Origin of the sequence: Nocardioides massiliensis, assembly GCF_030811215.1 — a bacterium.
Lineage (GTDB): Bacteria > Actinomycetota > Actinomycetes > Propionibacteriales > Nocardioidaceae > Nocardioides_A > Nocardioides_A massiliensis.
The window spans coordinates 4,100,642-4,121,070 of the sequence record NZ_JAUSQM010000001.1 but is presented as its reverse complement, the minus strand read 5'-3'; the positions used below and the strand labels follow the sequence as shown (position 1 = coordinate 4,121,070).

General features: G+C 71.4%; 19 protein-coding genes. 13 read left to right on the top strand and 6 right to left on the bottom strand.

Translation table 11 applies throughout. The features are described 5' to 3' along the window. From J2S59_RS20265 to J2S59_RS20205, 13 genes are all read left to right on the top strand, one after another. A partial coding sequence (locus tag J2S59_RS20265) for a molybdopterin cofactor-binding domain-containing protein (protein ID WP_370871531.1) occupies positions 1 to 518 on the top strand: 518 nt, incomplete at its 5' end. Beyond that, complete coding sequence (locus J2S59_RS20260) at positions 515 to 1,159, top strand: SRPBCC family protein (RefSeq protein ID WP_068116388.1); 645 nt, start codon at positions 515 to 517, stop codon at positions 1,157 to 1,159. The genes J2S59_RS20265 and J2S59_RS20260, both read left to right, overlap by 4 nt. 11 nt (positions 1,160 to 1,170) lie before the next feature. Then, complete coding sequence (locus J2S59_RS20255; RefSeq protein ID WP_068116386.1) at positions 1,171 to 2,589, top strand: amidase; 1,419 nt, start codon at positions 1,171 to 1,173, stop codon at positions 2,587 to 2,589. A 94-nt stretch (positions 2,590 to 2,683) separates the two neighbouring features. After that, a complete protein-coding gene (locus J2S59_RS20250) occupies positions 2,684 to 4,789 on the top strand; it encodes a hydantoinase/oxoprolinase family protein (RefSeq protein ID WP_068116384.1) in 2,106 nt (701 codons plus the stop codon). After that, positions 4,786 to 6,762, top strand: coding sequence for a hydantoinase B/oxoprolinase family protein (locus J2S59_RS20245; protein ID WP_068116382.1), 1,977 nt, complete (start codon positions 4,786 to 4,788; stop codon positions 6,760 to 6,762). Before J2S59_RS20250 ends, J2S59_RS20245 begins: the two co-directional genes overlap by 4 nt. 10 nt (positions 6,763 to 6,772) lie before the next feature. Next, a complete protein-coding gene (locus tag J2S59_RS20240) occupies positions 6,773 to 7,564 on the top strand; it encodes an SDR family oxidoreductase (RefSeq protein WP_181641402.1) in 792 nt (263 codons plus the stop codon). 103 nt (positions 7,565 to 7,667) lie between these two features. Then, positions 7,668 to 8,612, top strand: a complete 945-nt coding sequence (locus J2S59_RS20235; protein WP_068116376.1) for a carbamate kinase — start codon at positions 7,668 to 7,670, stop codon at positions 8,610 to 8,612. A gap of 28 nt (positions 8,613 to 8,640) precedes the next feature. Further along, positions 8,641 to 9,747 carry a barbiturase gene (gene bar, locus J2S59_RS20230; RefSeq protein ID WP_068116375.1) on the top strand — a complete coding sequence of 369 codons (1,107 nt, stop codon included), beginning with the start codon at positions 8,641 to 8,643 and terminating at the stop codon, positions 9,745 to 9,747. 1 nt (position 9,748) lies between these two features. Beyond that, positions 9,749 to 10,954 carry a CaiB/BaiF CoA transferase family protein gene (locus J2S59_RS20225; RefSeq protein WP_068116372.1) on the top strand — a complete coding sequence of 402 codons (1,206 nt, stop codon included), beginning with the start codon at positions 9,749 to 9,751 and terminating at the stop codon, positions 10,952 to 10,954. Continuing rightward, a complete protein-coding gene (locus J2S59_RS20220) occupies positions 10,951 to 11,529 on the top strand; it encodes a nucleotidyltransferase family protein (protein WP_068116368.1) in 579 nt (192 codons plus the stop codon). Before J2S59_RS20225 ends, J2S59_RS20220 begins: the two co-directional genes overlap by 4 nt. After that, positions 11,526 to 12,401 carry an AAA family ATPase gene (locus tag J2S59_RS20215; RefSeq protein ID WP_306825446.1) on the top strand — a complete coding sequence of 292 codons (876 nt, stop codon included), beginning with the start codon at positions 11,526 to 11,528 and terminating at the stop codon, positions 12,399 to 12,401. The genes J2S59_RS20220 and J2S59_RS20215 overlap by 4 nt, the downstream gene beginning before the upstream one ends. A 1-nt stretch (position 12,402) precedes the next feature. Further along, complete coding sequence (locus J2S59_RS20210; protein WP_068118347.1) at positions 12,403 to 13,500, top strand: vWA domain-containing protein; 1,098 nt, start codon at positions 12,403 to 12,405, stop codon at positions 13,498 to 13,500. Continuing rightward, on the top strand, positions 13,493 to 14,623 hold the full coding sequence (locus J2S59_RS20205; protein WP_068118344.1) for an XdhC family protein: 1,131 nt from the start codon (positions 13,493 to 13,495) through the stop codon (positions 14,621 to 14,623). The genes J2S59_RS20210 and J2S59_RS20205 overlap by 8 nt, the downstream gene beginning before the upstream one ends. A gap of 9 nt (positions 14,624 to 14,632) precedes the next feature. Here J2S59_RS20205 and J2S59_RS20200 read toward each other — a convergent pair whose 3' ends face one another. The 6 genes from J2S59_RS20200 to J2S59_RS20175 all read right to left on the bottom strand — a co-directional run bounded on the left by J2S59_RS20200 (position 14,633) and on the right by J2S59_RS20175 (position 20,408). Then, the gene (locus J2S59_RS20200; protein WP_306825445.1) at positions 14,633 to 17,197 is read right to left on the bottom strand and encodes a bifunctional FO biosynthesis protein CofGH; all 2,565 of its coding nucleotides are present in this window, start codon (positions 17,195 to 17,197) and stop codon (positions 14,633 to 14,635) included. Between the two features lie 75 nt (positions 17,198 to 17,272). Beyond that, positions 17,273 to 17,650 carry a type II toxin-antitoxin system death-on-curing family toxin gene (locus tag J2S59_RS20195; protein ID WP_068116969.1) on the bottom strand — a complete coding sequence of 126 codons (378 nt, stop codon included), beginning with the start codon at positions 17,648 to 17,650 and terminating at the stop codon, positions 17,273 to 17,275. Between the two features lie 4 nt (positions 17,651 to 17,654). Then, on the bottom strand, positions 17,655 to 17,783 hold the full coding sequence (locus tag J2S59_RS20190) for a hypothetical protein (RefSeq protein ID WP_281366688.1): 129 nt from the start codon (positions 17,781 to 17,783) through the stop codon (positions 17,655 to 17,657). Positions 17,784 to 17,865: 82 nt separating this feature from the next. Next, positions 17,866 to 19,023: an acyl-CoA dehydrogenase family protein gene (locus J2S59_RS20185; protein WP_068116971.1), complete on the bottom strand. Its 1,158-nt coding sequence runs from the start codon at positions 19,021 to 19,023 to the stop codon at positions 17,866 to 17,868. Then, positions 19,020 to 20,051: an LLM class F420-dependent oxidoreductase gene (locus tag J2S59_RS20180; RefSeq protein WP_068116967.1), complete on the bottom strand. Its 1,032-nt coding sequence runs from the start codon at positions 20,049 to 20,051 to the stop codon at positions 19,020 to 19,022. The genes J2S59_RS20185 and J2S59_RS20180 overlap by 4 nt, the downstream gene beginning before the upstream one ends. Positions 20,052 to 20,096: 45 nt before the next feature. Beyond that, positions 20,097 to 20,408, bottom strand: coding sequence for a DUF4235 domain-containing protein (locus tag J2S59_RS20175; protein ID WP_068116961.1), 312 nt, complete (start codon positions 20,406 to 20,408; stop codon positions 20,097 to 20,099). Between the last annotated feature and the right edge of the window lie 21 nt (positions 20,409 to 20,429).

Sequence of the window (20,429 nt, the reverse complement as noted above, 5' to 3'; positions counted from 1 at the left end):
AAGGCAAGGACTTCTACTCCCCGATGCGGTCGACCTTCGCGAGCGGCATCCACGCCGTGATCGTCGAGACCGACCCCGACACGGCCGAGATCGAGATCCTGAAGTACGCCGTGGTCCACGACTGCGGCACCCTGATCAACCCGCGCATCGTCGAGGGCCAGATCCACGGCGGTGTCGCGCAGGGTGTCGGTGGCGCCCTCTACGAGCGGATGGAGTACGACGAGAGCGGGCAGCTGCTCAACGCCTCGTTCATGGACTTCCTCATCCCCTACGTCACCGAGATCCCGAAGAAGATCGACATCGACCACCAGGTCACGCCCTCGCCCCTGAACCCCCTCGGGATCAAGGGTGCGGGCGAGGCCGGGGTCATCCCGACCGCGGCGGCCTTCGCCAGCGCGATCGAGGACGCCGAAGGCATCACGATCACGTCGATGCCCATCTCTCCGTCGCAGCTGTTCGACCTGCGTCTGCAGGCCGCCGCCGGCGGTGCCACGAACCAGGAAGGTGCGAGCTCATGAAGGTCAGCGGTACGGCGACACTCCAGGCCCCCGTCAAGCGGGTGTGGGAGGGGATCTTGGACCCGCAGGTGCTCGTGCGCACCATCCCCGGCTGCGAGCAGCTCTCCGAGACGGGCGAGAACCAGTACGCCATGGTGATCACCGCCGGCGTCGCGTCGATCAAGGGCACCTACCAGGGCAAGGTCCAGCTCTCGGACCTGCAGCAGCACGAGTCGCTGCTCATGCACGCCGAGGGCGCGAGCGCCGCCGGCACGATCAGTGTCGACGTCCGGGTGCGGTTCACCGACAACGGTGACGGCACCGCCCAGATCGACTACGACGCCGACGCCATCGTCGGCGGGATGATCGGCGGCGTCGGCCAGCGGATGCTGACCTCGGTCAGCAAGCGGATGGCCGCGGAGTTCTTCGGCAACGTCGACAAGGCGCTCGCCGGCCAGCTGCCGGCGGCTGCCCCCGCCGCCGGGGTCGACGCACCTGCTTCCCCCGGTGCCGTCGCCGCCGAGGGCGCCCGCACGTTCGGTACGCCGGTCGCGGCCGTCGCCGCCCCCAGCGGCCAGGACTTCCTCAAGGGACTGGTCGCTGGTGCGGCCATCGCCCTCCTCGGTGTCGCGGTGGGCGCCGCAGCTGCCCGCCGCCGCTGACGGCGGTGCGCATGAGCAGCGACATCACCTGCTTCTCCACGGCCCGCGAGATGGCGGCCGCAGTGGCGGCACGGCGGATCTCCGCCCGCGAGCTGCTCGAGCTCCATCTCGAGCGGATCGACGCGGTCAACGGAGACGTCAACGCGCTGGTCAGCATCGATCCCGACCGGGCCCGGGCGGCTGCCGACGAGGCGGACGCCCGGACCATGAGCGGGGCACCGCTGGGGCCGCTGCACGGACTGCCGTACGCCGTGAAGGACACCCACGAGGTGGCCGACTGGCGTACGACGTTCGGCTCGGTGCTCTTCGCCGACCACCGTCCCGCGCACGATGAGCTGGTCGTCCAGCGCGTGCGCGAGGCGGGGGCGGTCATCGTCGCGAAGAGCAACGTGCCGGAGTTCGCGGCCGGGTCCCACACGTTCAACCGGATCTTCGGCACGACCCTGAACCCGTGGGACGCCAGCCGCTCGGCCGGGGGGTCCAGCGGCGGCTCGGCCGCCGCGCTCGCCAGCGGGATGGTGCCGCTGGCCGACGGGTCCGACATGGGCGGCTCGCTGCGCAACCCGGCGTCGTTCTGCAACGTCGTCGGGATGCGACCGTCCTTCGGGCGGGTGCCGCAGCTGCCCAACCCCAACATCTTCGAGACCACCTCGGTGCAGGGACCGATGGCGCGCAACGTCGAGGACCTCGCGCTGTTGCTGTCGGTGCTCGCCGGACCCGTCGCGGGCAACCCGGCCGGGCACGAGACCCCGGGCGAGAGCTTCGCCCGGGTCGACCAGGTCGAGCTCGCCGGCATGCGGTTCGCGCTGTCGGTCGACCTCGACGGGGCGTTCGAGGTCGACCGCCAGGTGGCTGAGATCGTCACGGCGCAGGGCGCGGTGCTGGAGTCGCTCGGAGCGAGCGTGGAGTCGGCGGCGCCCGACCTGCGCGAGGCGGAGGACACCTTCCGCACCCTGCGGGCGTGGCACTTCCAGGCGTCGTACGGCGAGCTGCTCGCTGCCCACGAGGGTGAGTTCAAGGCGTCGCTCGCCGACAACATCCGCGTGGGCGAGGACCTCACCGGCCGCGACGTCGCCCGTGCCTACCGCCAGCGCACGGCGCTGGCGCAGCGGATGGTGCGGTTCTTCGAGACCTACGACGCGCTCGTGCTGCCGGTGAGCCAGGTGCCGCCGTTCCCCGCCGACCAGGAGTACCCGGCCGACATCAACGGCCAGGAGCAGGCGACGTACCTCGACTGGATGCGCTCGGCGTACTTCGTCACCGTGACGGGCTGCCCGGCGATCTCGGTGCCCGCGGGCTTCACCGCCGAGGGCTGGCCGGTCGGCCTGCAGATCGTCGTCCGGCCCAACGACGAGCGGCGCCTGCTGGCGATCGCCCGCGCGTTCGAGGCAGCCACGAGGGTGGGGGAGAACCGCCCGACTCTTGGCTGATCTCACAGAGATCCAGTCGTTCTTCGTCAAGCTTTGCCATAGGTATTCGCCGGCCCTCACGGTCGAATAGGGGGCACCCACTACAGGAGGTCCCATGCCAGAAGCGTCCGCACCAGGGGACGGCCACATCCGGATCGGCATCGACACCGGCGGCACCTTCACCGACGTCGTCGCGTTCGACCAGGCCACGGGCAAGACCGTGACCACGAAGACTCCCTCGACGCCGAGCAACCCCGCCGACGGCTTCCTCGCCGGCATCAGCAAGGTCCTGGGGATCCTCGAGCTCGACGGCGACGCGATCGCCGCGGTCAGCCACGGCACCACGGTGGCGACCAACCAGCTGCTCGAGGGCAAGGTGGAGAACCTCGGGTTCATCACCAACGCCGGCTACGAGTCGCTGCTCGAGATCGCACGTCAGTCGGTCCCGGACGGCTACGGCAACTCCTACTTCTGGGTGAAGCCCGAGCGGATCGTGCCGCGGCACCTCGTGCGCGGCGTGCGCGGGCGCATGAACGTCAAGGGCGAGGAGGTCGAGCCCTTCGACGAGGACGGCGCCCGCGAGGTCGCGCGCTGGTTCAAGAAGCACGGCATCGCCACCCTGGGCGTGAGCCTGCTGCACTCCTACGCCAACTCCGCCCACGAGGAGCGCCTGCGCGAGATCCTCGCCGAGGAGCACCCCGAGGCGGTCATCTCGGTCTCGTCGGAGGTGCTGCGCGAGTACCGCGAGTACGAGCGGTCGATGACCACCCTGGTCGACGCTGCCGTCAAGCCGAAGCTGTCGCGCTACATCCACAGCATCAAGGACCGCCTCGACGACTTCACGGAGGGCCGGGAAGGCCTGCCGTTCTACGTGATGAAGTCCAACGGCGGCGTGCTGAGCGCCGACGAGGTCGTCCACCAGCCGATCACCACGGTGCTGTCCGGCCCGGCCGCCGGCGCCCTCGGCGCGGCCCTGATCAGCCGGGTCGCCGGCTTCGACCGGGTCCTGACCCTCGACGGCGGCGGCACCTCGACCGACGTGTCGGTCGTCATCGACGGCGACCCCACCCTGACCACCGAGGGCTCGGTCGGCGCGTTCCCCGCCAAGATCCCGATGATCGACGTCGTGACCGTCGGCGCCGGCGGCGGCTCGATCGCCTGGCTCTCGCCCGACGGCACCCTCAAGGTCGGCCCGCAGTCGGCCGGCGCCGACCCGGGCCCGGTCTGCTACGGCAACGGCGGCATCGAGCCCACCATCACCGACGCCCACGTCTTCCTCGGCCGGATCCCTCCGCACCTGCTCGGTGGCGAGATCCCGCTCGAGACCGACGGCGCGCGTCAGGCGATCGAGGACCTGGCCAAGCGCCTCGACCTCACTCCCGAGAAGTGCGCGACCGGCATCCTGGAGATCTCCGCATGGCACCAGGCCAACGCCCTGCGCCAGATCACCGTCAAGCGCGGCCTGGACGTCCGGGACTTCGCCATGACGACGTTCGGCGGCTCCGGCTCGCTGCTGTTGTGCCGCCTGATGGACATCCTCGGCATCGCCACGGTCGTCGTCCCGCTCAACCCGGGCAACGTGTCGGCGTTCGGTCTGCTCACCGTCGATGTGCGCAACGACTACGTGCAGACCCAGATCCAGCTGCACGAGGCACTCGACGTGCCCACGGTCGCCGCGGCGTACGACGAGCTCACCCGCCGCGCCACGGACGCGCTCATCGCCGAGGGCTTCGACCCCGCGCAGCACCAGTTCGCCCGCAGTGCCGACCTGCGCTACTTCGGGCAGGCCTTCGAGGTGCGGGTGCCGGTCTCCGACGGTCCGTTCACGGCCGAGGTCGCCGAGCAGGTCGCCGAGGTGTTCCACGCCGAGCACCGCGCGCTCTACGGCTACGACTTCAAGGGTGACCCGGACCAGCAGGTCGAGTGGGTCAACCTGCGGGCCACCGGCATCGGTCCGATCAAGCGCCCCGAGCTCCCGCGCGAGCCGCTGACCGGGTCCACGCCGACGCCGAAGTCGACGCGCTCGGTGCTCTTCGACGACGCCCAGGGCCGTGTCGAGACGCCGGTCTACTGGCGCCTCGACCTCGCTCCCGGCACGACCTTCACCGGTCCGGCCATCGTCGAGGAGTTCGGCTCCACGGTCCCCATCCACCCCGGTTTCGCGGTCCGCGTCGACGAGTACCGCAACCTCATCGTGACCCGTGAAGGAAGCGACGCATGACCGCCACCACGCCTGACCTCGGCATCCACCCCGACACCGGATCGCGCCTCGTCCCGACCGAGTTCCCCTTCGAGGCCCTCACCGAGGACGCCGGCGCCAGCGCCGACCCCGTGCTCGTCGAGATCGTCCAGGGCACCCTCGCCGCGGTCGAGATGGAGGTCGAGACGGCCATCGGCCGGACCTCCCGCTCGCCGATGATCCGCGACGCCCACGACTTCCGGGCCGGCATCCACGACCGGAAGATGCGCAAGCTGACCGGGCGCTCCTACAGCGCGCTGGTGCACCCCGTGGCCCGCGACTTCCCGCTGGAGGAGATGGTCCCCGGCGACGTCTTCTTCCACAACGACGTCTACCGGTCCGAGGGCGGCATCGGCCACCTCCCGGACCTGTGCGTGACCGTCCCGGTCTTCCACACCAACACCGAGACCGGCAAGCCGGAGGTCGTCGCGTTCGTCCAGGCGTTCGGGCACCACGACGACATCGGCGGCGCGGTCCCGGGCTCCATGCCCAGCGGCGCCACCTCGGTCTACGAGGAGGGGCTGATGGTCCCGCCGATCAAGCTGTGGGACGCAGGCAAGCCGGTGCGCTCGGCGCTGGCGATCATGACCCGCAACTCCCGGACCCCCGAGGCGCTCGCCGCCGACCTCGACGCCGAGTGCTCGGCCTGCCTCATGGGCGCCCAGCGCCTCGGTGAGCTCTTCGACCGCTACGGCGTGCAGTCGGTGGAGTCGGCCTTCGACGCGATCATCGACAACTCCACGCGGACCTACCGGCGCGAGATCCTCAGCAAGATCCCCGTCGGCACCTGGGTCTGGGAGGACTACGCCGAGCACGACGGCGTGGACGAGCCGCAGCTGCACACGCAGCGGATCACCCTCACCCGCACGCCGGAGGACGACCCCGGCGGTGAGCGCCTGGTCATCGACTTCTCCGGGACGTCCAAGCAGGCCAAGGGCCCGATCAACCACTGCGCGGACTACTCCGACGGCGTCTTCATGAAGAAGTGGCTGGCGCCGATCCTGCGCAACCTGGCCGACACCCCGGAGCGCATGGCCGAGCTCGACGTCAACGAGGGCATCGTGCCGCTGATCGAGATGCGGTTCCCCGAGCCCGGCACCCTCGTGACGCCGATCTTCCCGGCTCCCACCAACGCCCGCACCTTCGTCATCCTGCGGATGCTCGGCGTGCTGGCCGGCGTGATCGCCAAGGCGGTCGACGGGCGGATGCCGGCCGACCAGGAGACCATCCGCTACACGGGTGTGTACGGCGAGGACCTCGACGGTCGCCCCTACCTCATGCGTGAGGTGCTGGGCGGTGGCGCCGGCGGTCGCTACTACGCCGACGGCGAGGACACCATCCACGTGGTGCCCGACTCGCGGAACCTGCCGACCGAGTTCACCGAGTCGCGCTTCCCGTTCCTCGTGGAGAAGCTCGCCCTGGCCCCCGACTCCGGGGGAGCGGGCCAGTTCCGCGGCGGCCTGGGCTACGAGAAGCACCTGCGGATGCTCAAGGACGCGCACTTCATGTCCATCGCCGACCGGTCGATCCTGGCCTGCTGGGGCGTGAAGGGCGGCAAGGCGGGCGCGCCGTTCCGGGTCACCATCAACCCGGGCACGCCCGACGAGCGCGACGTCGACGCACTGGCCGACGCCGAGTTCGTGAAGGCCGGCGACGTCATCCGGATCTGCACCACCGGTGGTGGCGGCTGGGGCGACCCCCTGGACCGCGACCCCGCGCTGGTGGTCCGCGACGTCACCTGGCACAAGGTGACCCCCGAAGCCGCACTCGCCGACTACGGCGTGGTCCTCACCGGCTCGCTCGAGACCGACGACCTCGGTCACGACGCCGAGGCCACGGCCGCGGAGCGGGAGCGCCGCCGGGCCGAGCGCGGCGAGGAGCCGTTCTTCGACCGCGGCCCGGGCTACGCGCGGCTCAGCGGTGGCAAGGACGCCGCCGACGTCGACTGGCTCTGAGGTGGGTGGCGTGACCGTCGAGATCGCCGTCGTCGGAGGACGCGGCAAGAGCGGTCGCGCCGTGATCGAGAGCATCCGGGCGCGCGGGGCCTCGGCCCGTCCTGTGGGACGGGCCGAGCTCCGCGACCCGGTCGCTGCGTTCCGGGGCGCCGACGCGGTCTACCTGATGGCGCCCAACATGCACCCCGACGAGCCGGGCCTGGTCCGCGCGCTGCTCGCCGCCGCGCACGACGCCGGCGTGCCGCGGGTCGTCCACCACTCCGTCGCGGCGCCGTACCTGCCCGAGATGCCCCACCACCTGGGCAAGGCGGAGGCCGAGCGTCTCGTCCGGGCGTCGGGGCTGAACTGGGTGATCCTCCAGCCGTGCGCCTACGTGCAGAACTTCCTCGGCCAGCTGGTCGGCTCCGCGCCGGAGCTGGTCGTCGCCTACGACCCCGACCGGCCCTTCGGGCTGGTCGACCTGGCCGACGTCGGTGAGGTCGCGGCGGCTGCGTTGCTCGGCGAGGTACCGAGCGGCTCCACGCTCGAGCTCGGCGGACCGGACCTCGTCAGCGTGCGTGACGTCGCGCGGGTCGCCGAGGTGGTGCTGGGCCGCGACGTCGGTGTCCGGCGTACGTCGCTTCAGGAGTGGGCGGCGGGGCCGGGTGCCGGCCTCGACCCCCGCGAGCGCGACTGGCTGATGGCGATGTTCGCCTCCTACGACGCCCAGGGGCTCGCCGCCGGCCCCCTGGGCGTGCAGGCGGTCCTGGGACGCGTCCCGACCCCGCTGGCGCTGGTGCTGGAGCGCGAACTGGCACCCTGAGGGCGCTCGTCACGTCGCTTGTCAGGTTCTGCCGAGGGTCCCGGGGAAGTTCCGGAAGTATCTGCCCATGATCGGGTGATGGGGCTCACCTAGTGTCGAGAGCATGCGAATCGTGATCGCCCTCGGGGGCAACGCCATGACGTCTGCGGACGGGCGCGCCACCCCGGAGGACCAGCAGGCCGCGATCCGCGAGGCCGCCGGCCCGATCGCGGACCTCGTGGCCCGGGGGCACGAGGTGCTGCTCACCCACGGCAACGGGCCCCAGGTCGGCAACCTGCTCGTCAAGAACGAGCTGACCGCCGGCGAGGTGCCGCCGGTGCCGCTCGACTGGTGCGGGGCGCAGACCCAGGGCACCATCGGCATGCTGATGCTCAGCGCGCTCGACGACGCCTTCGCCCAGCGCGGGGTCGACCGGCGCGCCGCCGCGCTCGTCTCCCGCACCCTGGTCGCCGCCGACGACCCCGGTTTCGCCCACCCGACCAAGCCGATCGGGCGCTACCTCACCGCCGAGGCGACCGCCCCGCTGCGTGAGCGCGGCCAGTCGTTCGTCGAGGTCGAGGGCCGCGGCTGGCGCCGGGTGGTCTCCTCGCCGCGCCCGCTCGACTGCCTCGACGCGCCCGCCGCCGACCAGCTCATGCGCGCCGGGTTCGTGGTGGTCTGCTCCGGTGGCGGTGGGATCCCCACCGTGCGCGAGGCCGACGGCCGGCTGTCCGGAGTGGAGGCCGTGATCGACAAGGACCTCACCGCCGCGCTGATCGCGCGCCAGGTCGAGGCCGACGTCCTGATCATCGCCACCGACGTGGACGCCGTCGTGGCCGACTGGGGGACCGATCGCGCCCGTCCGATCGGACATGTCACTGTGGAGGAGATGCGCAGCATCGCCGCCGAGCAGGGCTTCGCCGAGGGCTCCATGGGACCCAAGGTCGAGGCCGTCGTGAGCTTTGCCGACTCCGGGCTGGGGCCCGGGGTCATCACGTCCCTGGCGAAGATCGCCGATGCGGTCGACGCCGAAGCTGGAACCCGTGTGGTCCGGGCGACCGACGCCTAACCGCTGATGACAAGGAAGGACACCTGAGGTGCCATCTGCAATTGAAGTCCGCAAGGTCCCGATCCACTCCGTCGCCGACGCCAGCGAGCTGACGAAGCTCATCGAGGAGGGTGTCTTCGAGGCCGACCGGATCATCGCCATCATCGGCAAGACCGAGGGCAACGGCGGCGTCAACGACTACACGCGCATCATCGCCGACCGCGCGTTCCGCGAGGTCATCCAGGAGCACGGGACCCGCTCGGCCGAGGAGGTCGGCCAGATCCCGATCGTGTGGTCCGGCGGCACCGACGGTGTCATCAGCCCGCACGCGACGATCTTCGCCACCCTCCCCGAGGAGAAGACCGTCAAGACCGACGAGCCGCGCCTGAGCGTGGGCTTCGCGATGAGCGAGCAGCTCCTCCCCGAGGAGATCGGCTACGTCGCGATGGTCAAGAAGGTCGCCGACGCCGTCAAGGCCGCGATGGGCGAGGCCGGCATCACCGACCCGGCCGACGTGCACTACGTCCAGACCAAGACCCCGCTGCTGACGATCCACACCATCCGCGACGCCAAGAGTCGCGGCAAGAAGGTCTGGACCGAGCACACCCACGAGTCGATGGACCTCTCCAACGGCGTGACCGCCCTCGGCATCGCGGTGGCCCTCGGCGAGATCGAGATGCCGACCGACGCCGACGTCATGCACAACCGCGACCTCTACTCCGCGGTGGCGTCCTGCTCGTCGGGTGTCGAGCTGGACCGTGCCCAGGTCGTCGTGGTCGGCAACGTCCGTGGCATCGGCGGCAAGTACCGCATCGGTCACTCCGTCATGAACGACGCCCTCGACGCTGACGGCATCTGGAACGCCATCCGCGACGCGGGTCTCGACCTGCCCGAGCGTCCGCACACCTCCGACCTCGACGGTCGCCTGGTCAACGTCTTCCTCAAGTGCGAGGCCAGCCAGGACGGCATGGTGCGCGGGCGTCGCAACGCGATGCTCGACGACTCCGACGTGCACTGGCACCGCCAGATCAAGGCGGCCGTCGGTGGCGTCACCGCTGCGGTGACCGGCGACCCCGCCGTCTTCGTCTCCGTCTCCGCGGCGCACCAGGGTCCCGAGGGCGGTGGGCCGGTCGCGGCCATCGTCGACATGAGCTGAGATGGCTGATCACACCGATCAGCCGGCCGCCGGCGCCGGGCTGCTGTCGGGGACCCTGGTCCTCGACCTCAGCCGGGCGCTGGCGGGTCCGCACGCCGGGATGATGCTCGGCGACCTCGGCGCGCGGGTCATCAAGGTCGAGACCCCCAACGGCGGCGACGACAGCCGTGGCTGGGGTCCGCCCTTCCTCGGTGAGGGGGAGGACCGCGAGTCGACGTACTTCATGGCCGCCAACCGCAACAAGGAGTCGATCACCCTCGACCTCAAGGACGCGGACGACGCCGACGTGCTCGCCCGGCTCGTCCAGCGGGCCGACGTGCTGATCGAGAACTTCCGCGTCGGTGTGCTCGACCGGCTCGGCTTCAGCGTCGAGCGACTCCACGAGCTCAACCCCGGCCTGGTCATCTGCTCGATCACCGGGTTCGGCCACGACGGACCGGAGTCGCAACGCGCGGGCTACGACCAGATCGCGCAGGGCGAGGCCGGCCTCATGAGCCTCACCGGCATCGAGGAGCCGACCAAGGTCGGCGTCCCGATCGCCGACCTGCTGGCCGGCATGAACGGCGCCTTCGGTGTGCTCGCTGCCCTGCTCGAGCGTCAGCAGACCGGTCGCGGCCGGGTCGTGCGGACGTCGTTGATCGCCGGCATCGTCGGGGTCCACGCCTTCCAGGGCACGAAGTGGACCGTGGCCGGAGAGCTCCCGGGCCTCTCCGGATCACACCACCCGTCGATCGCGCCGTACGGCCTGTTCCACACCGCGACCGCGCCGATCCAGCTCTCCTGCGGGTCCGAGGGTCTGTGGCGCAAGTTCGCACCGGCGGTGGGGCTGGACCCCGACGAGCCGCGCTTCGCCACCAACGGCGAGCGGGTCTCCCACCGCGACGAGCTGGTGCAGGTGCTCAACGACATCTTCGCCACGCAGCCGGCCGAGCACTGGCTCGCGCTGCTGTCGTCGGCGGGGGTCCCGTCGGGCAAGGTGCGCAACCTGCAGGAGGTCTACGAGTGGGAGCAGGTCCGCTCGCAGGGTCTGCTGGTCGAGGTCGACCACGCCACGAAGGGCACCTTCTCCATCCCCGGTCCCGTCATCCGGTTCGACGACAACCCGTACGGCGGTGCCCGCCCGGACGTCATCGCCCCGCCGGTGCTGGGTCAGCACAACGCCTCGGTGCGGGCCTGGCTCGACGAGACGGACCCGACCGACGCGTGAGCACGCTGGGGCTTCTCCTCGCCGCGGGCCAGGGTTCTCGCATGGGTTCGCCCAAGGCCCTGGTCCGTGGTGCGGACGGAGTCCCGTGGCTCCTCAGCAGCCGGTCCGGGCTGCTCGCGGCCGGCTGTGACCGCGTGCTGGTCGTGCTGGGCGCCGAGTCCGACGCGGCCCAGCAGCTCCTCGGCGACGCCGAGCACGTCGTCGCCCCCGACTGGGCCGACGGCATGAGCGCCTCGCTGCGTGCCGGGCTCGAGGCGGCCGAGCAGGGCTCGGCCGACGCGGTCCTCATCCACCTCGTCGACCTTCCCGACGTCACCGCGGCCGTGATGCGCCGGGTCCTGGCACACGCGGCTCCCGGCGCACCCGCCGACTCCCTGGCCCGGGCGGCGTACGACGGAACGCCGGGCCACCCCGTGCTCGTCGGCCGCCGGCACTGGCCGGCGCTGGTCGCCGAACTGGACGGCGACCAGGGGGCGCGCGGCTACCTCGCCCGGCACGGCGCGACACTGGTGGAGTGTGGTGACCTCGCCACGGGCGCCGACGTCGACACCCCCGAAGGGCTGCCTCCCGCATGAAGACGCACTCCAATCCCGCCGAGCTGGCCGAGCTGCTCGCCGGCGTCGACTACGTCGCCGACGAGGGTCTGGCGACCGTGGCCCATCTGTCGCTGGCCCTGCAGCGCCCGTTGCTGATGGAGGGCGAGCCCGGCACCGGCAAGACCGCTCTCGCGGTGGCGCTGTCCGAGGCGCTGGAGATCCCGCTGATCCGACTGCAGTGCTATGAGGGCATCGATGCCCAGCAGGCGCTCTACGACTGGGACTTCGCCCGCCAGATCCTGCACCTGCGCACCCTCGAGGCCAGTGCCGTCGAGCTCGATGTCGCCGCGACGGAGGGGGTCCTGCACAGCGAGCGCTTCCTGCTCGCCCGCCCGGTGCTGCGTGCGCTGCAGCAGAGCCCGGCGGTGCTGCTGGTCGACGAGATCGACCGGGCCGACGACGAGTTCGAGGCGTTCCTGCTCGAGACGCTGTCCGACTACCAGGTCTCGATCCCCGAGCTCGGCACGATCCGGGCGGCGACGCCGCCGGTCGTCATCCTCACGTCCAACCGCACGCGCGACGTCCACGACGCCCTCAAGCGACGCTGCCTCTACCACTGGATCGACCACCCGGACCTCGACCGGGAGGTCGAGATCGTCCGGGCCCGCCTGCCGCAGGTCAGCGAGCGGCTCACCCGACGGGTGGTCGAGGTCGTGCAGCAGCTGCGGGCCGAGAACCGCCTGGTGAAGCTGCCCGGCGTCGCCGAGACCATCGACTGGGCGCGGGCCGTCCACGAGCTCGGGCGCACCGACCTCGACCTCGACGCCGCGCTGCTGACGCTGGGGGCCCTGAGCAAGTACCGCGAGGACACCGGGCACCTGCGGACGCTGCTGAGTGAGCAGCTCGGCTGACATGAGCGACTCGGTCGCGGACGTGCTCGGCGAGGTCGTCGGGTTCTGCCAGGCGCTGCGTCGTGCCGGCCTGCCGGCGGTGCGCACCGAGGTGTTCGTCGCCGCCCTGGACGTGCTCGAGCCGATGAGCCGTGACGACGTCTACTGGGCCGGACGGGCGACGGTGTGCTCCTCACCCGACGACGTGGTGGTCTACGACCGGCTCTTCGCGGACTGGTTCAGCGGGGTGAACGTCGCGCGGGTCCCGGCAACCGAGTCGGTGACGATGTCCACCGGGTCGGGTGACGACGGCGGCGGCCGACCGAGCCTGGAAGAGCCCGAGGACCTGGCCATGCTCTCCTCGCGGGCGGAGATGCTGCGCCACCGGGACGTGGCCGGCCTGAGCCCGGCCGAGGCCCGCCACCTCGCGGCGTTGTATGCCCGGCTGCGGGTCAGGCTGCCGCTGCGGGAGGTCCGCCGCCGCGAGCCGCACCATCGGGGCGAGGTCGACGTCGCGGCCACGCTCCGGGCGCGGCTGCGCCTGGCGGGGGAGCCCGGACCACTGCATCACCGCCGGCGGCGGCGCAAACCCCGCCGCCTGGTCGTCCTGGTCGACGTCTCGCGCTCTATGGCGCCGTACGCCGACCAGATGCTGCGGCTGGCACACCGGATGAGCGCCGCGGCGCCGGGACGGGTCGAGGTGTTCACCATGGGCACCCGGCTGACCCGCGTCACGCGGGCGCTGCGCGTCGGCGACGCCGAACGCGCGCTGGCCGCCGCCGGCGACGTCATCCCGGACTGGTCCGGCGGCACCCGGCTCGGTGAGGCGCTGGAGGCGTTCATCGACCGGTGGGGGCGGCGCGGGGTGGCTCGCGGCGCGGTGGTCGTGGTGGTCAGCGACGGGTGGGAGCGCGGCGACCCGTCACTGCTGGCCGAGCAGGCCGCCCAGCTGCAGCGCCTGGCACACCGGGTCATCTGGGTGAACCCGCACCGGGGCAAGCCGGGCTTCGCGCCGGTGCAGTCGGGGATGAACGCGGTGCTGCCGCACGTTGACCAGTTGGTGGCCGGGCACACGTTCGCCACGTTCGAGGAGCTGATGGAGGTGGTGGCGCGTGTTTGACGTCGTGGGTGAGGCGGTCGCGCACCTACGCGCGGGCCACCCGGTCGCGCTGGCCACCGTCGTCGGGGCCGACGGATCCTCGCCGCGCGACCCCGGCGCCTCGATGCTGGTGCTCGCCGACGGCACCGTCGTGGGCTCGGTGTCCGGTGGCTGTGTGGAGGGCGCGGTCTACGACATCGCCCAGCAGGTGCTGGCCGACGGGACGCCCGTGCGGGAGGAGTTCGGCTACTCCGACGCGGACGCGTTCGCGGTCGGCCTGACCTGCGGCGGGGTGCTCAACGTCTTCATCCAGCGTCTCGACCCCGATGTGGCCGACCTGGTCGCGGCCGTGGCCGACGACGTCGCTGCCGGACGGCCGGTGTCCTGGGTCTCGGTCGTCGCCCACCCCGAGGCCGACTGGCTCGGCCGTCGGCTCGTGGTGCGCCCGGACACCCACGACGGCAGCCTCGGCGAGCGGTTCGCCGACCACGCCGTCGTCAGCGACGTGCGTGGGGTGCTCGCGGCCGGCGACAGCCGGCTCATGCACTTCGGCGCGCGCGGCGAGCGCATGGGCGAGGAGATGGAGGTCTTCGTCGCCAGCTTCCAGCCCCCGGCCCGCATGCTGATCTTCGGCGCCGTCGACTTCGCCGCGGCCCTGGCCCAGCAGGCGTCGTTCCTCGGCTTCCGCGTCACCGTCTGCGACGCCCGCCCGGTCTTCGCGACCCCGGAGCGGTTCCCGGGCGCCGACGAGGTGGTCGTGGACTGGCCGCACCGCTACGTCGCCGCGGAGGCCGATGCCGGGCGCGTCGACCGGCGCACCGTGGTGTGCGTGCTCACCCACGACGCGAAGTTCGACGTACCCGTCCTCAAGGCCGTCACGGACCTGCCCGCCGACGTCCGGCCCGCCTACATCGGCGTGATGGGATCGCGCACCACCCACGCCGATCGCCTGCGCCGTCTGCGCGAGGCTGGCGTGACAGAGGAGCAGATCGCCCTGCTCTCCAGCCCCATCGGACTCGACCTCGGCGGCCGCACCCCCCAGGAGACAGCCGTGGCCATCGCCGCGGAGATCATCGCGCAGCGCTGGGGTGGCACCGGCGCCCCGCTCGCCGACCTCGACGGCCCCATCCGCGCCCGGCGCTGACCAGCTCGATCAGCGCGCGGGGACCTCGCCGTACGTCGTGGTGCGCTGACGCACCGGTCGTCCGATGGCGGCGGCGATCTGCTCGAGCTCCTCGGCGCTCTTCTCGCTGCCGTGCTCGGAGCCGGCCATGCGGGAGATGGTCTCCTCCATCAGGGTGCCGCCGAGGTCGTTGGCGCCGGCGCGGAGCATCGCCTGGATGCCCTCGTCGCCGAGCTTGACCCAGGAGGCCTGGATGTTGTCGATGCGGCCGTGCAGCAGGATGCGGGCCATCGCGTGCACGGCGAGGTTGTCGCGCAGGGTCGGGCCCGGGCGGGCGACGCCGGCGAGGTAGATCGGCGCGGAGTGGTGCACGAAGGGCAGCGGCACGAACTCGGTGAAGCCGCCGGTCTGGTCCTGGATGCGCGAGAGCACGCGCAGGTGGCCGACCCAGTGGCGGGGGTTGTCGACGTGGCCGTACATCATCGTCGAGCTCGAGCGCAGACCGACCTCGTGAGCCGCGGTGACGACCTCGATCCAGGTCGCGGCCGGCAGCTTGCCCTTGGTCAGCACCCAGCGGACCTCGTCGTCGAGGATCTCCGCAGCCGTGCCGGGGATCGTGTCCAAGCCGGCCTCGCGGGCCTTGATCAGGAAGTCGCGGAACGAAAGGCCGGTGCGCGAGGAGCCGTTGACGATCTCCATGGGGGAGAAGGCGTGCACGTGCATCTGCGGCACGCGCTGCTTCACGGCGGCGGCGAGGTCGAAGTACGCCGTGCCGGGCAGCTCGGGGTCGATGCCGCCCTGCATGCACACCTCGGTCGCACCGTCGTTCCACGCCTCCTCGGCGCGGTCGGCGACCTGGTCGAGCGACAGTGAGTAGGCATCGGCGTCGGTGCGGCGCTGGGCGAAGGCGCAGAAGCGGCACCCGACGTAGCAGACGTTGGTGAAGTTGATGTTGCGGTTGACGACGTAGGTGACGGTGTCGCCGACGACGTCGCGGCGCAGGCCGTCGGCGATGCCGCACAGCTCGACCAGGCCGGCGCCGTCGACCTGCATCAGCGTGAGGGCCTGGTCGTCGCTCAGACCCTGCGGGTCGCGCTCGGCCTGGCGCAGCGCCGCCTTGACCTCGGACTCCAGGACCTCCCCGGTGCTGGTTGCCCCTGCTCCTGATCCGCTGGCGACCTGGTCGCGCAGGGTCTGCCAGTCGCCGTAGACGGTGTCGAAGTCCGCGCGCCGGTCGTGGGTGCGGCCCTCGGTGTCCACGGCGGTGTGCAGGTCGACCCGACCGACACCGGCGCCCTGGGCAAAGCCGCCCTCGGGCTCCTGCCACGTCCTGCCCTGCGGGCGTACGCCGGGGTGGGCCAGGCCGGCAGGCGTGGCCAGGGCGTCCACGTGGCCCAGGACGCGCGGGTCGATCCACGGGTCGCCGGCATCGCGGGAGCCGCGGACGTACTCCGGGTGCGCGGTGAGCCGGGCGACGAGCTCGAAGCCGGCCTCGGCGGTGATCTCGCGCAACCGCTCCAGGGAGGGCCACGGACGCTCGGGGTTGACGTGGTCGGGCGTCAGCGGGGAGACCCCGCCCCAGTCGTCGACGCCGGCGGCGAGCAGCCGGCCGCACTCGCCGGGGTCGGTGAGGTTGGGCGGTGCTTGGATCCGCATCTTGGGGCCGAGCACGACCCGGGAGGTGGCCAGGGCCGCGAGGTACTCGCTGTGGCCGAGGTCGTCGTGGTGGCGCAGCGCGGTGTCGGGCTTGGCGCGGAAGTTCTGGACGATCACCTCCTGCACGTGACCGAACTGCCGGGCGACCTGGCGGATCGCGAAGATGGACTCCGCCCGCTCGGTCAGGGTCTCGCCGATGCCGACGAGGATCCCGGTGGTGAACGGGATCGAGAGCCGGCCGGCGTCCTCCAGGACCCGCAGCCGCACCGCGGGGTCCTTGTCGGGGGACCCGTAGTGGACCTCACCCTTGGTCTCGAACAGTCGCCGCGAGGTGGTCTCGAGCATCATCCCCATCGACGGCGCGACCGGCTTGAGCCGGTTCATCTCCGCCCAGCTCATGACGCCGGGGTTGAGGTGGGGCAGCAGCCCGGTCTCCTCCAGCACCCGGATCGACATCGCGCGCACGTAGTCGAGGGTGGAGTCGTAGCCGTACTCGTCGAGCCACTCCCGCGCCTCGGGCCAGCGGTCCTCGGGGCGGTCACCGAGGGTGAACAGTGCCTCGGTGCACCCCAGCTCCGCACCCTGGCGCGCGATCTCGACGATCTCGTCGGGGGTGAGGTACATCTGCTTGCCCTCGGCGCGCAGCTTCCCGGGCACCGTGACGAACGTGCAGTAGTGGCACTTGTCGCGGCACAGGTGCGTGACGGGGATGAACACCTTGGGGGAGTACGTCACCTGGCCCGCGCGCCCCGCGCCCTCCAGGCCGGCGTCGCGCACCCGCGCCGCCACCGCACACAGCCGCTCGAGCTCCTCGCCCCGCGCGGCCAACAGCGCCGTCGCCTCACCGACGTCGAGGCTCGCGCCCCGCTCGGCTCGGGCCAGCGCCCGGCGTACCTGCTGGGGCGTCGGGGTGGATGTGTCCGTGCTGTGGTCGCTCACGTTCCTCCCAGGGTGAGGCCTCGCACGCTACCCGCGATGGCGGGCCCGCGTAGCACTGGCCCAGATGGAGACGGGTCAGCGCTCCTGCACGCCCGAGGCGAGGCGTGCGCTGATGACGGCAACCTCGTCGAGCTCGCCGGATGCCACGCCGATCACGAGGTCGTACGCCTCGTCGTTGGTCAGGGTCAACCGGTAGCCGTTGATGCCGTAGAACGCGATCGTGCCGGCGAGAGCGAGCCGTTCGTTCCCGTCGGCGAACGGGTGGTTGCGCGCCAACGAGTGCAGCAGCGCCGCCGCCTTCTCGTGGATCGACCTGTAGGCGTCCTCGCCGAACACCGTCGTGGCGGGCCGTGCGAGCGCGGACTCCATCAGTCCGTGGTCGCGCACGTCTACGAGGCCGTCGAGAGTGCGGTCCGCGACATGGAGGAGCTCCTCCAGCGCCAGGTAGAGCACACCACTACTGGCCGAGGCGCTCGAGCGACTCGGCGTAGCGCGGCAGCTCCTCGTCGAGGACCCGGTCGAGCAACTCGCGTCGGCTCGTCGTCTCGACGTACGTGCGGATCGCCTCGCGAGCGACGTCCTGCATGGAACGTCGTTCGAGCTCGGCGCGCCGGCGTAGCGCCTCGGTCTCGTCGTCGGTGAGGCGACCGCGAGGCCACGGCCGAGCGTCAGATCCCGAGCGAGCGCCCGATGATCTCCTTCTGGATCTCCGTCGTGCCGCCGTAGATCGTCTGGATCCGGCTGTCGATGAAGGCCTTCGCGATGGGGTACTCCATCATGTAGCCGTAGCCACCGTGCAGCTGCACGGACCGGTCCACGAGCTTGGTCTGCAGCTCGGTGGTCCAGTACTTCGCCATCGACGCCAGCGTGCTGTCGAGCTCGCCCCTGAGGTGCTTGGCGAGGCAGTCGTCGATGAACGTCCGCGCGATGTGGGTCTCGGTGGCCATCTCCGCCAGCAGGAACCGGTTGTGCTGGAACTTGCCGATCGGCTTGCCGAACGCCTCGCGCTCCTTGGCGTAGGCGATGGAGAGCTCCAGGATCCGCTCGCACGCAGCGGCCGCGATGACGCCGATCGAGAGCCGCTCCTGGGGCAGGTTGACCATCAGCGAGATGAAGCCGGAGCCGGGCTCGCCGAGGGTGTTCTCCTTGGGCACGATCACGTCGTTGAAGAACAGCTCGGCGGTGTCTTGGGCCTTGAGGCCGATCTTGTCGAGGTTGCGCCCGCGCTCGAAGCCCTCCATGCCGGCCTCGACGACCAGCAGGCTGATGCCCTGGTGGCCGGCGTCGGGGTCGGTGCGGGCCACGACGATCACCAGGTCGGCCATGATGCCGTTGCTGATGAAGGTCTTCGAACCGTTGAGGACCCAGTGGTCGCCCTTGTCGACGGCGTGGGTGCGGATGCCCTGCAGGTCGGACCCCGCGCCCGGCTCGGTCATCGCGATCGCCGTGATCGTCTCGCCGCTGACGCAGCCGGGCAGCCAACGCTGCTTCTGCTCCTCGGTGCCGAGCGAGACGATGTAGGGGACGATGATGTCGCTGTGCACGGGGAAGCCGGGACCACCGGCACCGGCACGCGAGAGCTCCTCGGTGACGACCGCGTTGTAGCGGAAGTCGTCGACGCCCGGGCCGCCGTACTCCTCGGGCACGTCGAAGCAGAGCATCCCGAGCTCGCCGGCCTTGGTCCAGATCTCGCGGGGGACCTGCCCGGCCTTGTCCCACTCCTCGTGGTGGGGCGTGATCTCCTTGTCGATGAAGGAGCGCACGGTCTGCCGGAAGGCGTCGTGCTCCTCGTCGAAGATCGCTCGCTTGGTCGCGGCGCTGGTCACGCGGTCCACTCCTTCAGCTGCCGGATCGTGGCTGCGGGGTCCTCGCTGGCCGGGATGATGTTGAGGTTGGTGACGCCGGACTCCCGGAAGGCGGCGATGCGCTCCTGGACGTAGGAGGCCGGGCCGACGAGGTTGATCATCTCGAGCAGCTCCATCGGCACCTTCGCCTCGGCGTCGCGCTTGTGGCCGTCGAGGTAGAGGTCCTGGATCTCCTTGGCCTCCTGCTCGAAGCCGTAGCGGCAGACCAGCTCGTTGTAGAAGTTCTTGTCGCGCGCACCCATGCCGCCGACGTAGAGCGCCACGATCGGGCGGGCCAGGTCGAGCATCGCCTTGACGTCGTCACCGATCGCGACGAGTCCGCCGGCCACCACCTCGAGCGGGCCGAGGTCGGCCGAGCGCTTCTCCTTGCCGGCGCGCAGCGACTCACCCCAGGCCACGTCGACCTTCTCGGGGGCGTAGAGGTGCGGGAGCCAGCCGTCGGCGTACTCCGCGGTGGCCCGGACGTTGGCCTCGCCGAGGGCAGCGATGTAGATCGGGACCACCGGGCGCTCGGGCTTGGTGAGCATCTTCAGCGGCTTGCCCAGGCCGGTGCCCTGGTCGGGCGGGAGCGGCAGGGTGATCTGCTTGCCGGAGTACTCGATCGTCTCGCGGCGGATCATCGCGCGGACGACCTCGACCACCTCGCGGGTGCGACCCAGCGGCTTGGTGTAGGGCAGGCCGTGCCAGCCCTCGATCACCTGGGGGCCGGAGGCGCCGAGGCCGAGGATCGCGCGGCCGCCGCTGACGTTGTCGAGACCGGCAGCGGTCTGCGCCAGCGTGCCGGGAGTGCGGGAGTAGATGTTGAGGATCGCCGCACCGATCTCGACGGTCTCCGTGCGAGCCGCGAGGTAGCCCATCAACGTGGGGGAGTCGAAGCCGTAGGCCTCGGCCACCCACACGGTGTCCAACCCGGCCTTCTCCCACGCGGCGACCTGGTCGGCGGCGTCGCGGGGATTCCCGGCGTACTGCAGCATCGTCGAGATCTTCATGACCGTGACAGTAGCAGTGTCACTGTCGCGTTGGGGAGGGGCGGTTCAGTCCCCGGGCCACTCCCCGGTCCAGCGCTGGAACACCCGCGCCCCGCCCCGGTCGATCGCGGTCTTGACCACGGCGAACACCGCCGCCTGGAGCGCGGCGGCGGCGATCACCTGCTTCATGGAGTACTCCGACTCCAGCGACTTCGGCGGGTCGCCGTCGACGCCGGAGGCCTTGTGCCAGACCACCTTCGTGACCTTGCCGGCGAGGACGCCGGCGAGCAGGCCGCCGATGAGGCCGATCGGGCGGTAGAGGATCTTGGCAGCCCTGTTGCCCTTCGGGGGTACGGGAGCGTGCGGTTGCTGGGGCATGGCCTCCCCCTCCCCGGCTCG

Coding starts and splice junctions, on each gene's coding strand:
- J2S59_RS20260 (WP_068116388.1), top strand. CDS start 515: ATGAAGGTCAGCGGTACGGCGACACTCCAGGCCCCCGTCAAGCGGGTG.
- J2S59_RS20255 (WP_068116386.1), top strand. CDS start 1,171: ATGAGCAGCGACATCACCTGCTTCTCCACGGCCCGCGAGATGGCGGCC.
- J2S59_RS20250 (WP_068116384.1), top strand. CDS start 2,684: ATGCCAGAAGCGTCCGCACCAGGGGACGGCCACATCCGGATCGGCATC.
- J2S59_RS20245 (WP_068116382.1), top strand. CDS start 4,786: ATGACCGCCACCACGCCTGACCTCGGCATCCACCCCGACACCGGATCG.
- J2S59_RS20235 (WP_068116376.1), top strand. CDS start 7,668: ATGCGAATCGTGATCGCCCTCGGGGGCAACGCCATGACGTCTGCGGAC.
- J2S59_RS20225 (WP_068116372.1), top strand. CDS start 9,749: ATGGCTGATCACACCGATCAGCCGGCCGCCGGCGCCGGGCTGCTGTCG.
- J2S59_RS20215 (WP_306825446.1), top strand. CDS start 11,526: ATGAAGACGCACTCCAATCCCGCCGAGCTGGCCGAGCTGCTCGCCGGC.
- J2S59_RS20210 (WP_068118347.1), top strand. CDS start 12,403: ATGAGCGACTCGGTCGCGGACGTGCTCGGCGAGGTCGTCGGGTTCTGC.
- J2S59_RS20190 (WP_281366688.1), bottom strand. CDS start 17,783: ATGCAGGACGTCGCTCGCGAGGCGATCCGCACGTACGTCGAGACGACG.
- J2S59_RS20180 (WP_068116967.1), bottom strand. CDS start 20,051: ATGAAGATCTCGACGATGCTGCAGTACGCCGGGAATCCCCGCGACGCC.
- J2S59_RS20175 (WP_068116961.1), bottom strand. CDS start 20,408: ATGCCCCAGCAACCGCACGCTCCCGTACCCCCGAAGGGCAACAGGGCT.